The following is a 13,093-nucleotide window of genomic DNA, read 5'->3' as shown; positions in this document are numbered from 1 at the left end:
AGCCGACGTGCTCTTCGCGATGCTCCGCGACGGCACCTTCTACAACCCCCAACCAGCCCCTACAGGTTGACGAAACCCATAGGGACACCCCCCCGACCCCGCACAGCGGAACGGAGCGTATGCGCACATGTCCCGTAGCCGCTCCGCATCAGGAGCGATGAGCCCTTCCGGCCCCGCAGCACATGCCTCGGCCCGCTCCGCCGCCGACCGCGCCCCGGACCGTGCCTCCGGCCGGGGGCCGGGTCCGGCGGTCCGGGCCGCTGCCGACCCCGGGGGCGGAGCCAACCCCGGGACGCGGGACGGGGCTCTCGCTTTCGTCGAGAGCCCCGTCCAGCTCCTCAACGTGCTGGAGTGGGCGCACAACCATCCGGCTCCCGGCGCCGTGAGTCCGCTCGCTCTCGTCGTGCTGCCCCCGCACGATCCGATGACCCGCGGCCAGTTGCGCCGGATGGCCGAGCTGGCCCGCGACGAGGGGGTCACGGTGAGCTGGCAGGAGGCCAGGGACGGTGTGGGCGGCGCGCTCAGCAGCCTGCTCGCGCTGGCCCGCAGGGTGCGCAGGGCCCGGACCCTGGTGATCGGCGACCCCTTCTCGCGGTACGTGCAGCTGTTGCTGGCTCTGACACCCGCGCGCGCCGCGCGGCGGATCACGGTGGTGGACGACGGTACGGCCACCATGGAGTTCGTCTCCCAGCTGGCACAGGGGGAGCGCTTCGTACGGTGGCATCGGCGCGGGGTGCGGGGAGGGGTGCGCGGAGTGCTGTTCGCGCCGGTCTCGCGCCGGGCGCGGCGCCGTCTCACCCCGCGTCGGGACGGTTCCCGCCCGGTCGAGGTGTTCAGCTCGATGCCGGTGGAGCCGCCCGAGAACGTGACCGTGACGGCGAACGAGTTCGCCTGGACCCGCGCCCGGTTCGGTCCGCCGCGTCTGACCCGGGGCGCCGATCTGGTGGGTACCTCGCTCGTGGAGACCGGTGTGGTGGACACCGAGCGGTATCTGGAGGCGGTCGCCTCGCTGGCCCGTGCCTACGGTGCCACCCGGTACTTCGCCCACCGCCGGGAGAGCAGCGAGAAGCTTCAGCAGGTGACGGCCGCCACCGGGTTGGAGATCGTCCGCCCGGATCTGCCGCTCGAACTGGTCGCCCGCCGCGGTCCTGTCGGCAGGACCATTCTGAGTTTCCCCTCCACTGTCGTCCACACCCTTCCGCTGGCGCTCGCGGGCACGGCGGTGACCGTGGCGGTGTGCGACGTCGACCCCGCCTGGCTCACCCGTACCGCTTCGCCGCGTGCCCAGGGCTTTCTCGCGGGTGTCACGGGGACGGCCCGGGGGGTGCGCAGGGTCCCCTCGGCGCTGCCCACTCCACCGGGCCGGAGCGCATGAGTCCGCGGCGGCACCGCTGCGCTGTGCGGCGGCACCGCCGCGCAGGCCACGGTGGCACCGCCGCGCGCCCCTGCCCGTGCCGCCGCTCTCCCTCCCGGCCTACCGCGGAGGCGACACCGGAAAATTTCGCAGGTATACCCAACCGCATAGGGACATAACCGCCGCCCAGCCTAGATTTTCTTCCCCTGAGAGGTTGAACTTTGCTGGATCTCTAGTCAGTTGCGGTGTCAAGGGGCCTACTCTTCGGACCATGAACGAACTCCTGTCCCCTGCAGCACCGGAGGTAGACGCACGCGGGGCCGCCGGCGTACTTCCCGAGCTGCCCGGCCGGCTGACCGATCCCCTCCGCCGTGAGCTCATCGCCTTCCGTCGCGATCTCCATATGCACCCAGAGCTGGGCAACCAGGAGTTCCGCACGACCACGGCGATCAAGACCCGGCTGGAGCGCGCCGGGCTGCGCCCCCGGGTGCTGGCCATGGGCACCGGCTTGATCTGCGACATCCACCCCGAGCCCGCGCCGGGCGCCGAGCAGCAGGCCGCCGGCCGGGAAGCCGCCGAGCCGGCGGCCGCCGCGGTGCCGCAGGCGGCGGGTCCCGCGCACGCGACCCCGCCCATGCTGGCCCTGCGCGCGGACATCGACGCACTGCCGATCCCGGACACCAAGGAGGTGCCCTACCGTTCGACGGTGCCCGGCCGGGCCCACGCCTGCGGGCACGACGTGCACACCACCGTCGTGCTCGGCACCGGCCTGGTGCTGGCGGAGCTGGCCAAGGCGGGTGCCCTGCCCCGTCCGGTGCGGTTGCTGTTCCAGCCGGCCGAGGAGGTGCTGCCCGGAGGTGCCGCCGATGCGGTGGACTGCGGAGTGCTGGACGGCGTCGGCTCGATTCTGGCCGTGCACTGCGACCCGCGGGTCGACGCGGGCCGGATCGGGCTGCGTGCCGGGCCGATCACTTCGGCCTGCGACCGGCTGGAGGTGGTGCTCAGCGGCGCCGGCGGCCACACCGCGCGGCCGCATCTGACCACCGACCTGGTGACGGCGGCGGCGAAGCTGGCCACCGAGGTGCCGGCGCTGCTGGCCCGGCGGGCGGACGCGCGCTCCGGCCTGTCGCTGACCTGGGGCCGGATCGAGTCCGGGCACGCGCCGAACGTGATCCCGCAGCGCGCGGAGCTCTCCGGCACGCTGCGCTGCCTGAATCTGCCGACCTGGCGGGAGGCTCCGGATCTGGTGCACGAGGCCGTCGACGAGGTGGCGACGCTGCACCGGGCCAAGTGCGAGCTGACCTATGTGCGCGGGGTGCCGCCGGTGGTCAACGAACCGTCCGCGACGGCGCTGCTGCGGGAGGCGATGGCGGCCCGCTCGGGCGCGGCGTCCGTGGAGACGACGGAGCAGAGCCTGGGCGGGGAGGACTTCTCCTGGTACCTGGAGCACGTCCCCGGCGCGATGGCCCGGCTCGGGGTGCGGCCCGTCGGCGACCGCCGCAGTCGTGATCTGCACCAGGGCGATTTCGACGCGGACGAGTCCGCTATCACCACCGGCGTCGAACTGTTCACCGCCGCCGCGCTGCTGCACCGTTCGTAGCCCTGTCCGCCCGGAGCCGGCGACCCGCCCGCCCGGAGGCCGCGACCCGGCCGCCCGGACCGGCGAACCGAGGTCCGGAACGCCCTGACGGACTCCGGCGCCACCGCGCCACCCTGCCGCTCGGCCGACCCGCGCCACCCGCGCCGCTCGGCCGACCCGCGCCACCCGCGCCGCTCGGCCGACCCGCGCCACCCGCGCCGCTGTGCCGCCCCGCGCCGCTGACCCCATCCGCCGCACCACTCCTGCGCTCGGCCGGCCCCCGCGGAGCGCACCACCCGCTGCCCGGCGGTACCCCAGGGCGGCGGCCGGCCGCGGGGTGCCGCCGGGCAGTGGTCCTGCACGGTGCCGCGCATTTCGCCCTTACCCCGGGACACGGGAAATTCTGCACCGCCACATAAGGGTCAAAAGCGTACATCAGGGCGCCGTTCGCGACGATCCGATAACAGCGGTTCCCGTCTTCTTCTGCTGGAAATCTACGCGCGTTAATCTGTGGCCGTCTCAAGGGCCGGAACCCGAACTGCGGGGCCGGAACCGGTGCTCCACGATTCGAAGGGGACCCTGTTGCTTCGGGTAACAAAGCTGGCTGCGGCGGTCACGGCCACCGCGGCTCTCGCACTGACGGCCACCGCGTGCGGTGAGAGCTCTACGGAGTCGGGTGGCAAGAAGAACAAGGGCGTCGGACTCGCTTTCGACGTCGGCGGTCGGGACGACCACTCGTTCAACGAGGCGGCGGCCCGCGGCACGGACAAGGCCGAGAAGGAACTCGGCGTCAAGACCAAGGAGATGACCGCCGGTAACAACGAGACGGAGGAGACCCGCGAGCAGCGGCTCACCTCGCTCGCGAAGGCCGGCTACAACCCGGTCATCGGCGTCGGCTTCAACTACGGCAAGTCGGTCAACAAGGTGGCCAAGGACTTCCCCGACACCACGTTCGGCGTGGTGGACGAGCAGTCCCACGCCAAGAACGTCGTCGGGATGACCTTCGCCGAGAACGAGGCGTCCTACCTGGTCGGCGTGGCCGCTGCCAAGAAGACCAAGACGGACAAGGTCTCCTTCATCGGCGGCGTGGACAACGCGCTGATCCAGAAGTTCGAGGCGGGCTACGTCAAGGGCGTCAAGGACACCGACCCGAAGATCAAGGTCGAGGTCGACTACCTGTACAAGGAGTCCGACAAGGGCTTCAACGACCCCGCGCGGGCCAAGAACATGGCCAAGGGCATGCTCTCCCGCGGCAACGACGTGATCTACACGGCGGCGGGCCAGTCCGGCGCCGGCTCCATCGAGGAGATCAGCAAGAAGAAGGGCGCCTGGGCCATCGGGGTCGACTCCGACCAGTACCGGCAGAAGGGCCTGGGCAAGTACAAGGACGCGATCCTGACCTCCTCGGTCAAGAACGTCGACGTGGCCGTCTTCGAGCTGATCAAGAGCGTCAAGGACGGCAAGCCGCTCACCGGCAACCAGACCTTCTCGCTCAAGGAGAAGGGTGTCTCGGTCGCCACCTCCGGTGGCTTCATCGACGACATCAAGGACGACATCGACAAGGCCACCGAGAAGATCACCTCCGGTGAGGTCAAGGTTCCGACCCGCCCGTGACCCGGTGGAGGCGGCACCGTACGCAGCCCGGCGCGCAGCCGCGGCGCGTACGGTGCCGCCCCCGTCCGCCTCGTCGAGGCGGTCCCGGCCGCAGTGCCCCGGGCACCCGTCTCCGGACGCGGTGCCCCCGGTGCTCGTCCCCGTGGACAGTGCCCCGGCGCTCGTCCCCGTAGGCAGTGCCCCCCGGCACTCGTCCCCGCATCATGAGCCGTCGTGCCCGCACGGCGGAACCATGCCGTCCGGCCCGGCGCGCGCCAGCGCCCCGGAGCCGGTGGCCGCCGGTCCGTGGATCGGCCGGCCCCAGCGCCAGCAAGGGAGCGCGTCAGTCAAGTGTCCAGCGAGTCCAGCGGCAGCAGCGGCGAGCCGTCCGAGGCGGGTCAGGAGCCCGCGGCGGCCGTCGAACTGCGCGGCATCACCAAGCGGTTCCCGGGAGTGGTCGCCAACCGCGACATCGACATCCGGGTCGACCGGGGCACCGTGCACGCCCTCGTGGGTGAGAACGGCGCCGGCAAGTCCACCCTGATGAAGATCCTCTACGGCATGCAGCGGCCGGACGAGGGCACCATCAGCATCGACGGCGACGAGGTCGCCCTGCACAGCCCGGCGGACGCCATCGCCCGCGGGATCGGGATGGTGCACCAGCACTTCATGCTGGCCGACAACCTCACGGTGCTGGAGAACACGGTGCTGGGCGCCGAGCGGCTGTACGGCATCGGCTCCCGCGCCCGCAAGAAGATCAAGGAGCTGTCGGACGCCTACCAGCTCGGCATCCGCCCCGACGTCCTCGTCGAGGACCTGGGCGTGGCCGACCGGCAGCGCGTGGAGATCCTCAAGGCCCTCTACCGCGGCGCCCGCATCCTCATCCTCGACGAGCCGACCGCGGTCCTGGTCCCGCAGGAGGTCGACGCGCTCTTCGCCAACCTGCGCGAGCTCAAGGCCGAGGGCCTGACCGTGCTGTTCATCTCGCACAAGCTGGGCGAGGTGCTGTCCGTGGCCGACGCGATCACGGTCATCCGGCGCGGGACGACGGTCGCGTCCGTGCGGCCGGAGGAGACGACGCCCAAGCAGCTCGCGGAGCTGATGGTGGGCAGCGAACTGCCGTCGGCCGAGACCCGCGAGTCGACCGTCACCGACACGCCGATGCTGCACGTGGACGGGCTCCACCTGTCGGCCGCCGACCCCGACGGCGGTCGCCGCACCGTGCTGGACGGCATCGGCTTCACCATCCACAAGGGCGAGGTGCTCGGCGTCGCCGGCGTGGAGGGCAACGGCCAGGCCGAACTGGTCGAGGCCATCATGGGCATGTGCGACCCGGACGACGGGCTGATCACCCTGGACGGCCAGGACATCTCGCACGCCCCCACCCGGCACCGCCGGGAGAGCGGGATCGGCTACATCCCCGAGGACCGGCACCGGCACGGGCTGCTGCTGGAAGCGCCGCTGTGGGAGAACCGCATCCTCGGGCACGTCACCGAGAAGCCCAACTCCAAGGGACCGGCGTTCGGCATCCCCGGCGCGCCCCAACTGCTGGCCCTGGGCCAGGCGCGGGCCGACGCCGAGCGGATCGTCGGCGAGTACGACGTGCGCACGCCCGGCATCGAGGTGACCGCCGCCAGCCTCTCGGGCGGCAACCAGCAGAAGTTCATCGTCGGCCGCGAGATGAGCCACGACCCCAAGCTGCTGATCGCCGCGCACCCCACCCGGGGCGTGGACGTCGGCGCCCAGGCGCAGATCTGGGACCAGATACGCACGGCCCGCCGCGAGGGCCTCGCCGTCCTGCTGATCTCCGCCGACCTGGACGAGCTGATCGGCCTCTCGGACTGCCTGCGGGTGATGTACCGGGGCCGCCTGGTGGCGGACGCCGATCCGGCGACCGTCACCCCGGAGGAGCTGGGCTCGGCGATGACCGGCGCGGCCACCGGCCACCTGGAACACCAGGAGGACACCGCGGGCGAGCCGGAGGACGGCCGTCCGCCGCGGGACACCGACGGCGCGGACTCCGCGGACGCGCCGGGGAGCGCCCCGGCGGACGCCCCGCGGAACGCTGCGGCCGACACGCCGCGGAACGCCGCGCAGACCGACTCGTCGACCGACCCGGAGAGGGGAGGCGACAAGTGAGCCGCCTCAAGGACAAATTCAGCGCCCAGGCCGTGCTGCAGGCGCTGGCCGCGCCCGCGCTCGCCCTGCTCGCGGCGTTCGCGCTCTCCTCCGCCGTCATCATGGCGACCGGCAAGGACCCCTTCCACGCCTTCTATGTGATGGTCGACTTCGGCTTCAAGAGCGACAGCCAGGTCTGGATCATCAACAAGGCGATCCCGTACTACCTGTCGGCGGCCGCCGTGGCCATCGGCTTCCGGATGAACCTGTTCAACATCGGCGTGGACGGGCAGTACCGCGTGGCGGCGTTCTTCGCCGCGGTCGTCGGCGGGGCGCTGGCGCTGCCCGGTGTGCTGCAGATCCCGGTGATCATCATCACCGCGATGGCGGTCGGCGCGCTGTGGGCGGGCATCGCGGGCGTGCTCAAGACCACCCGCGGGGTCAGCGAGGTCATCACCACGATCATGCTGAACTCCATCGCGGGTTCGCTGATCGGCTACTTCCTCTCCGAGAACAAGCTGGGTGTGAAGGACGGCAACCTCTTCCACACCCCGACCATCCCCGAATCGGGCCGGTTCTTCCTCCTCCCGACCTCGCCCGACCCGATCTACGGCACGGTGATCATCGCCGCCGTCATCGGACTGGCGTACTGGTTCGTGCTCGGCCGCACCCGCTTCGGCTTCGACCTGCGCGCCGTGGGCCGCAGCGAGTCGGCGGCCTCCGCCAGCGGGGTCAGCGTCCGCCGGATGGTCGTCACCAGCATGCTGCTCTCCGGCGCGGTCGCGGGCCTGGTCGGCATGCCGACGCTGCTGAACAAGTCCTTCAGCTACGGCACCGACTTCCCCACCGGCGTCGGCTTCACCGGCATCGCCATCGCCCTGCTGGGCCGCAACCACCCCATCGGCATGGCGCTGGCCGCACTGCTGTGGGGCTTCCTCGAACGCACCGGCATCCAACTGGAGTTCGAGGGCTATGAGCAGGAGATCGTCGGCGTCATGCAGGGCGTCATCGTGCTGTGCGTCGTGATCGCCTACGAGATCGTCCGGCGCGTGGTGCTGCGCAGGCAGCAGAGCGCGGTCGGCGCCGAGGTGAGCGCCCAGAACGCCCCGAGTACGGAGAGCACCCAGGCAGAGAAGGCGGGGACCACCGCATGAGCACCACCACGTCCGCGCCGAAGAAGACCCCGGCGTCCGCACCCCCGCGCGGCAAGCGCAAGCTCTCCTACCCGGTCGTCCTGCTGCTCGTCGCCGGCGGGCTGCTGCTGCTCTCGCTCGTCCGCGTGATCACCGGCGACGTGCAGCTCAGCAACAGCCAGCAGTTCTCCTCCGCGCTCGGCGCCGCCGTCCCCATCGGACTGGCCGGTCTCGGCGGGCTGTGGGCCGAACGCGCCGGCGTCATCAACATCGGCCTCGAGGGCATGATGATGCTCGGCACCTTCGCGGCCGGGTGGATGGGCTGGCAGTACGGCCCGTGGGCCGCCGTCCTCGCCGGGATCGTCGGCGGCGCGCTGGGCGGACTGCTGCACGCACTGGCCACCGTCACCTTCGGCGTCGACCACATCGTCTCCGGTGTCGCCCTCAACATCCTCGCGCTGGGCCTGGTGCGCTACCTGGCCAAGCTGTGGTTCGGCGCCACCGGCAGCGCCGCGGCCCAGGCCGGGGGCAACGACAAGCAGTCGCCGCCCATGGACAGCATGTCCACCTTCTCCGTACCCGGTCTCGCCGACGGACTGGGCAGCATCGAGAAGCACCACTGGTTCCTCGTCTCCGACCTGGCGGGCATCCTGCGCGCCCTGGTCGACGACGTCTCCTGGCTCACGGTGCTCACCGCGCTGCTGTTCGTCGGCAGCTTCTTCGTCCTGTGGCGCTCCTCCTTCGGCCTGCGGCTGCGCTCCTGCGGCGAGAACCCGGTGGCGGCCGAGTCGCTGGGCGTGAACGTCTACTTCTACAAGTACGCGGCGCTCACCATCTCCGGCGCGCTGGCCGGGCTCGGCGGCGCCTTCCTCGCCGTCGGCGTGCACATCTACCAGGAGAACCAGACCGGCGGCCGCGGCTACATCGGCCTCGCCACCATGATCTTCGGCAACTGGCGGCCCGGCGGCGTCGCCATGGGCGCCGGACTGTTCGGCTTCATGGACGCGCTGCGCGTCGTCGGCGGCGGCACCACCGTGCACGCCATGCTGCTCCTGATGGCCGTGCTGCTGGTGGGACTCGCCGTCTGGAAGCTGCGCACCGGCCTGCGGGGCGCCCGTATCCAGGCCGCCGTCAGCCTCGTTATCGCCGTGCTGCTCGTGCTGTGGTACGCGCTGACCGACACCGTGGCACTGGAGTTCGTCGAGATGACGCCGTACGTCACGACGCTGCTGGTGCTCTCCCTCGCGGCCCAACGCCTCCGTGCGCCACGCGCGATCGGCAAGTCGTACCGACGAGGCGAGGGAACATAGCCGTGCACGAGGCCGCCGCGACCGCACCCGGCACCGACATCGACTGGCAGGAACTGCGCGCCCGCGCCCGGGCCGCCAAGGCCCGGGCCTACGCGCCCTACTCCGGCTTCCCCGTCGGCGCCGCGGCGCTGGTGGACGACGGCCGCACCGTGACCGGCTGCAACGTGGAGAACGCCTCCTACGGGATCGGACTGTGCGCCGAATGCGGACTGGTCTCCGACCTCTGCGCCACCGGCGGCGGCCGACTCCTCGCCTTCACCTGCGTGGGCGGCGACGACGGGAACGTCATCGCCCCCTGCGGCCGCTGCCGCCAACTGCTGTGGGAACACGGCGGCGGCACCCTCCTGGTGGAGGCACCCTCGGGGGTCCGCCCCCTCTCGGAACTGCTCGCCGACGCATTCGGCCCCGAACAACTGGCCCGCTGAGCCGGGCCCGTGCGCGGGCCGCCGGAACGGCCGTCGGAACGAAACCGCCGGAACGAGGCCGTCGGAGCGAGACCGTCGGAACGAAAGAGGAACCACAGCATGGACGCCATCTCCGTCATCCGCGCCAAGCGCGACCGCCAGGAGCTGACCGGCGAGCAGATCGACTGGGTCATCGACGCCTACACGCGCGGAGCGGTGGCCGACGAACAGATGTCGGCGCTGGCGATGGCCGTGTATCTGAACGGCATGACCCGCACCGAGATCTCCCGGTGGACCGCCGCGATGATCGCCTCCGGCGAGCGGATGGACTTCGCCGCGCTGACCCGCCCCACCGCCGACAAGCACTCCACCGGCGGCGTGGGCGACAAGATCACCCTGCCGCTCGCGCCCCTGGTGGCGGCCTGCGGCGCGGCCGTCCCGCAGCTCTCGGGCCGCGGCCTCGGCCACACCGGCGGCACCCTGGACAAGCTGGAGTCCATCCCCGGCTGGCGTGCGTCGCTGACCAACCCCGAGATGATGCGGGTACTGGACGAGGTCGGCTCCGTCATCTGCGCCGCGGGCGACGGACTCGCGCCCGCGGACAAGCGCCTCTACGCCCTGCGCGACGTGACGGCGACCGTCGAGTCCCTCCCGCTGATCGCGTCGTCCATCATGTCCAAGAAGATCGCCGAGGGCACCGGCGCGCTGGTGCTGGACGTCAAGGCCGGTTCCGGTGCCTTCATGAAGAACGTCGAGGACGCCCGCGAGTTGGCCACCGCCATGGTGGAACTGGGCACCGACCACGGCGTGCGGACCGTCGCACTGCTCACCGACATGAACACCCCGCTCGGCCTGACCGCGGGGAACGCGCTGGAGGTCCGCGAGTCCGTCGAGGTCCTGGCCGGCGGCGGCCCGGCCGACGTCGTCGAACTCACCGTCGCGCTGGCCCGCGAGATGCTCGACGCGGCGGGACTGCCCGACGCTGACCCGGCCACCGCACTCGCCGACGGCTCCGCGATGGACGTCTGGCGCCGCATGATCGCCGCCCAGGGCGGTGACCCCGACGCGGAACTCCCGCGCGCGCGGGAGCAGCACGTCGTCACCGCCCCCGCCTCCGGAGTGCTGACCCGGCTGGACGCCTACGCCGTCGGCCTCTCCGCCTGGCGCCTGGGCGCGGGCCGCGCCCGCAAGGAGGACCCCGTCCAGGCCGGGGCCGGCATCGAACTCCACGCCCGACCCGGTGACACCGTCACCGCCGGAGCGCCGCTGCTGACCCTGCACACCGACACCCCGGACGCCTTCGGCTACGCGGAGGCCGCCCTCGAAGGCGCCTGGGACATCGCGGCGCCCGGCACCTCCCACGAGCCGACGCCGCTGATCCTGGGCCGCGTCGGCTAGATTCGCCAGCACCGAGTCGATCAGTCGGGGAACCGGTTCCCGAGCCCGCCGCCCGGGTCCGGTTCCCCGCTGTGCCGCGCAGCGGCAGCAGAAGGGCGGCCCCATGCTCACGTCCATACCGGTCGAATGGCTCTGGCTGCTGGCCGCGGCATCCCTCGCCCTGTCGAGTTACCTGCTGGGAAGCTGGATCCCGCTGCGGAAGTTCCGCATCGCCTATCCGGTGGTCATGACCGTGGGCGGCGCGCTCCTGGTCGCGGTCTGCCGTTGGAACGACATCGGCCTGAGCGGGGCCCTCGTCATGTACGCCTGTGCCCACATCGGCCTGACCGTCGGCCTGCTGCCACAGCGCACACTGTTCCGGGAGATCCTCGACCGCTGGCGCCGAGGCGAACCCACCCACCACCTCAAGGCCCCACCCCGCCACCAGCTCTTCCTCGCCGCCTCGGTCGTCACCGTCCTCTTGGCCGGCTTCGCCCTGACTCGCTGACCCCGCGCGGTCGGGCGGTGCCGAGGTCGATCCCGGCCGACTGCTGCCGAATTCGTATAACGCTCGGCGCCTCTCTACCAATGCGTGAAGGGTGAAGTTTCGGCGAGAACAGGGGAAGCAATCTCCAGGGCCTCTTTGAACTCCCTGGCCAAATTCGTCAATAGATGCTGCACTTCATGGTGTGATACGTGTTCTTCGGTCGGATTGGGCTGCCACTGTGTACGCGAGGAGCAATGGACGGTTACATGCTCCCCTCTGGGTGTGAAACTCAGTTCCCGTTCGATTCCTTGACCATAGAGGTCAATTATGGCTTCTTCGTTAGCCCGTAGCGCGGCAAGTGTATCCGGTAGTTGTTCGATTACCGAAGATAGGTCGTAGGAGATGTCAACCGGCCATGATTCCTGACCGAACCCCGAGATCTGGAATGTGCAGTCGGTCTGCGATAGGAGGTCGCAGGTCTCCATGACGAGAGAGTCGTAATCGATTGACAGCTCAAATTCTGGGGTCAATGAAAAGTGTTTCGATGGCGGAGTTATGGACATGGAAAAATTCATACTTTAATCATTCCGTAACGGGGAAGGCGGTTTTGTATGTCCCATCCGGTTTTGGGATTATACGCACATGGGTCGGTGCGACAATATCGCCGTTGGGTTTGATCACCTGTCCCAGCCCCTCCGGTATGGGGATATCGCGAACTCCACCGTGGGGGTCATGGTTCTTCTTTAAGAGCTCGTAACACGATCTTGCTGAATCGTCCTGGTGGGGCGTGACGGATCTGACGATTCGGCCGTTCGTGATGGTGTGAGCACTCGGCCGTGGATCGTCGACGACGACTTGTGGGCACTGATCGAACCGCTGCTGCCGCCGTGGCCGGAACGGTCGCCTGGACCGCGGCCGGTGTCGGACCGGCTCTGTCTCCAAGGCATCCTGTTCGTTCTTCACAACGACATAGCGTGGCAACTCCTGCCCCTGGAGCTGGGATTCGGCTCCGGCCAGACCTGCTGGCGTCGCCTGGACCGGTGGCAGAAAGCAGGAGTCTTCGAGTAACTGCACCAAGTCCTGCTCACGGAGCTGAACGCGGCCGGCGAACTCGACTGGTCACCCGCGTGCGTGGACGGCTCTCACATCCGCGCGAAAAGGGGGGACCCGACACCGGTCCGTCGCCGGTCGACCGGCGGAAGACGGGCAGCAAGCACCACCTGATCTGCGACGGACGCGGTACCCCGCTCAAGGTCATCACCACCGCAGCGAACGTCAACGACGTCACCCAGACCCTCGCCCTGGTCAACGGGATCCCGCCCGTCGCAGGCCGCCCGGGCCGGCCCCGCCGCAGGCCCGACGCCCTGCTCGGCGACAAGGGCTACGACTCCAACCCGAACCGGGACGCGCTACGCAAGCTACGGATCCTGCCCGTCATCTCGCGCAAGGGCTGCCCGAACATCAAAGGGATGGGCAAGCTCCGCTACGTCGTCGAGCAGACCTTCGCGCTCCACCACTTCAAGCGTCTCGTCGTCCGCTGGGAACGCCGCACCGCACTCCACGACGCCTTCGTCTCCCTCGCCTGCAGCCTGATCTGCTGGAGACGCCTCAAGAAGTCCCGCACATGATCGTGTTACGAGCTCTTACTGAGGTTGAACTGGTGGAGTCGTATGGTGACGGGCTGTCGCTTCCTGCGGTATGACCATGGCATGCGGTATCCACAGGGAGGCGGGCTGAC

10 protein-coding genes and 1 pseudogene are annotated in these 13,093 nt (G+C 70.3%); 10 read left to right on the top strand and 1 reads right to left on the bottom strand.

Annotation, left to right across the window (positions count from 1 at the left end; all coding sequences use genetic code 11):
• The first annotated feature begins 157 nt into the window (after window positions 1-157).
• The 9 genes from ACFYMO_RS31630 to ACFYMO_RS31590 all read left to right on the top strand — a co-directional run bounded on the left by ACFYMO_RS31630 (window position 158) and on the right by ACFYMO_RS31590 (window position 11,376).
• Window positions 158-1,375, top strand: coding sequence for a hypothetical protein (locus ACFYMO_RS31630; RefSeq protein ID WP_388550919.1), 1,218 nt, complete (start codon window positions 158-160; stop codon window positions 1,373-1,375).
• A gap of 250 nt (window positions 1,376-1,625) precedes the next feature.
• Entirely contained in the window at window positions 1,626-2,954 is a 1,329-nt protein-coding gene (locus tag ACFYMO_RS31625; protein WP_366774608.1) for an amidohydrolase, read from the top strand.
• A 561-nt stretch (window positions 2,955-3,515) separates the two neighbouring features.
• Window positions 3,516-4,547 carry a BMP family ABC transporter substrate-binding protein gene (locus tag ACFYMO_RS31620; RefSeq protein ID WP_360695466.1) on the top strand — a complete coding sequence of 344 codons (1,032 nt, stop codon included), beginning with the start codon at window positions 3,516-3,518 and terminating at the stop codon, window positions 4,545-4,547.
• A gap of 330 nt (window positions 4,548-4,877) precedes the next feature.
• Window positions 4,878-6,665, top strand: a complete 1,788-nt coding sequence (locus ACFYMO_RS31615; RefSeq protein WP_388550916.1) for an ABC transporter ATP-binding protein — start codon at window positions 4,878-4,880, stop codon at window positions 6,663-6,665.
• Entirely contained in the window at window positions 6,662-7,798 is a 1,137-nt protein-coding gene (locus ACFYMO_RS31610; RefSeq protein ID WP_366774607.1) for an ABC transporter permease, read from the top strand. Before ACFYMO_RS31615 ends, ACFYMO_RS31610 begins: the two co-directional genes overlap by 4 nt.
• Window positions 7,795-9,087, top strand: coding sequence for an ABC transporter permease (locus tag ACFYMO_RS31605; protein ID WP_366774606.1), 1,293 nt, complete (start codon window positions 7,795-7,797; stop codon window positions 9,085-9,087). Before ACFYMO_RS31610 ends, ACFYMO_RS31605 begins: the two co-directional genes overlap by 4 nt.
• Window positions 9,088-9,089: 2 nt before the next feature.
• Window positions 9,090-9,512, top strand: a complete 423-nt coding sequence (locus ACFYMO_RS31600; RefSeq protein WP_366774605.1) for a cytidine deaminase — start codon at window positions 9,090-9,092, stop codon at window positions 9,510-9,512.
• A 99-nt stretch (window positions 9,513-9,611) separates the two neighbouring features.
• Window positions 9,612-10,889, top strand: a complete 1,278-nt coding sequence (locus ACFYMO_RS31595; RefSeq protein WP_366774604.1) for a thymidine phosphorylase — start codon at window positions 9,612-9,614, stop codon at window positions 10,887-10,889.
• Between the two features lie 103 nt (window positions 10,890-10,992).
• A complete protein-coding gene (locus tag ACFYMO_RS31590; protein WP_276478164.1) occupies window positions 10,993-11,376 on the top strand; it encodes a hypothetical protein in 384 nt (127 codons plus the stop codon).
• A 74-nt stretch (window positions 11,377-11,450) separates the two neighbouring features.
• Here the strand turns inward: ACFYMO_RS31590 and ACFYMO_RS31585 are convergent, their stop codons facing one another.
• Complete coding sequence (locus ACFYMO_RS31585) at window positions 11,451-11,930, bottom strand: hypothetical protein (protein WP_388550910.1); 480 nt, start codon at window positions 11,928-11,930, stop codon at window positions 11,451-11,453.
• Window positions 11,931-12,177: 247 nt separating this feature from the next.
• Between ACFYMO_RS31585 and ACFYMO_RS31580 the strand changes: the two are divergent.
• Window positions 12,178-12,983: pseudogene (locus ACFYMO_RS31580) on the top strand (IS5 family transposase).
• The last annotated feature ends 110 nt before the right edge of the window (window positions 12,984-13,093 follow it).

The organism is Streptomyces sp. NPDC007025 (assembly GCF_042869455.1).
Taxonomy (GTDB): Bacteria; Actinomycetota; Actinomycetes; order Streptomycetales; family Streptomycetaceae; genus Streptomyces.
This window is presented reverse-complemented; position numbering and strand designations above follow the sequence as displayed.

Coding starts and splice junctions, on each gene's coding strand:
- ACFYMO_RS31630 (WP_388550919.1), top strand. CDS start 158: ATGAGCCCTTCCGGCCCCGCAGCACATGCCTCGGCCCGCTCCGCCGCC.
- ACFYMO_RS31625 (WP_366774608.1), top strand. CDS start 1,626: ATGAACGAACTCCTGTCCCCTGCAGCACCGGAGGTAGACGCACGCGGG.
- ACFYMO_RS31605 (WP_366774606.1), top strand. CDS start 7,795: ATGAGCACCACCACGTCCGCGCCGAAGAAGACCCCGGCGTCCGCACCC.
- ACFYMO_RS31595 (WP_366774604.1), top strand. CDS start 9,612: ATGGACGCCATCTCCGTCATCCGCGCCAAGCGCGACCGCCAGGAGCTG.
- ACFYMO_RS31590 (WP_276478164.1), top strand. CDS start 10,993: ATGCTCACGTCCATACCGGTCGAATGGCTCTGGCTGCTGGCCGCGGCA.
- ACFYMO_RS31585 (WP_388550910.1), bottom strand. CDS start 11,930: ATGAATTTTTCCATGTCCATAACTCCGCCATCGAAACACTTTTCATTG.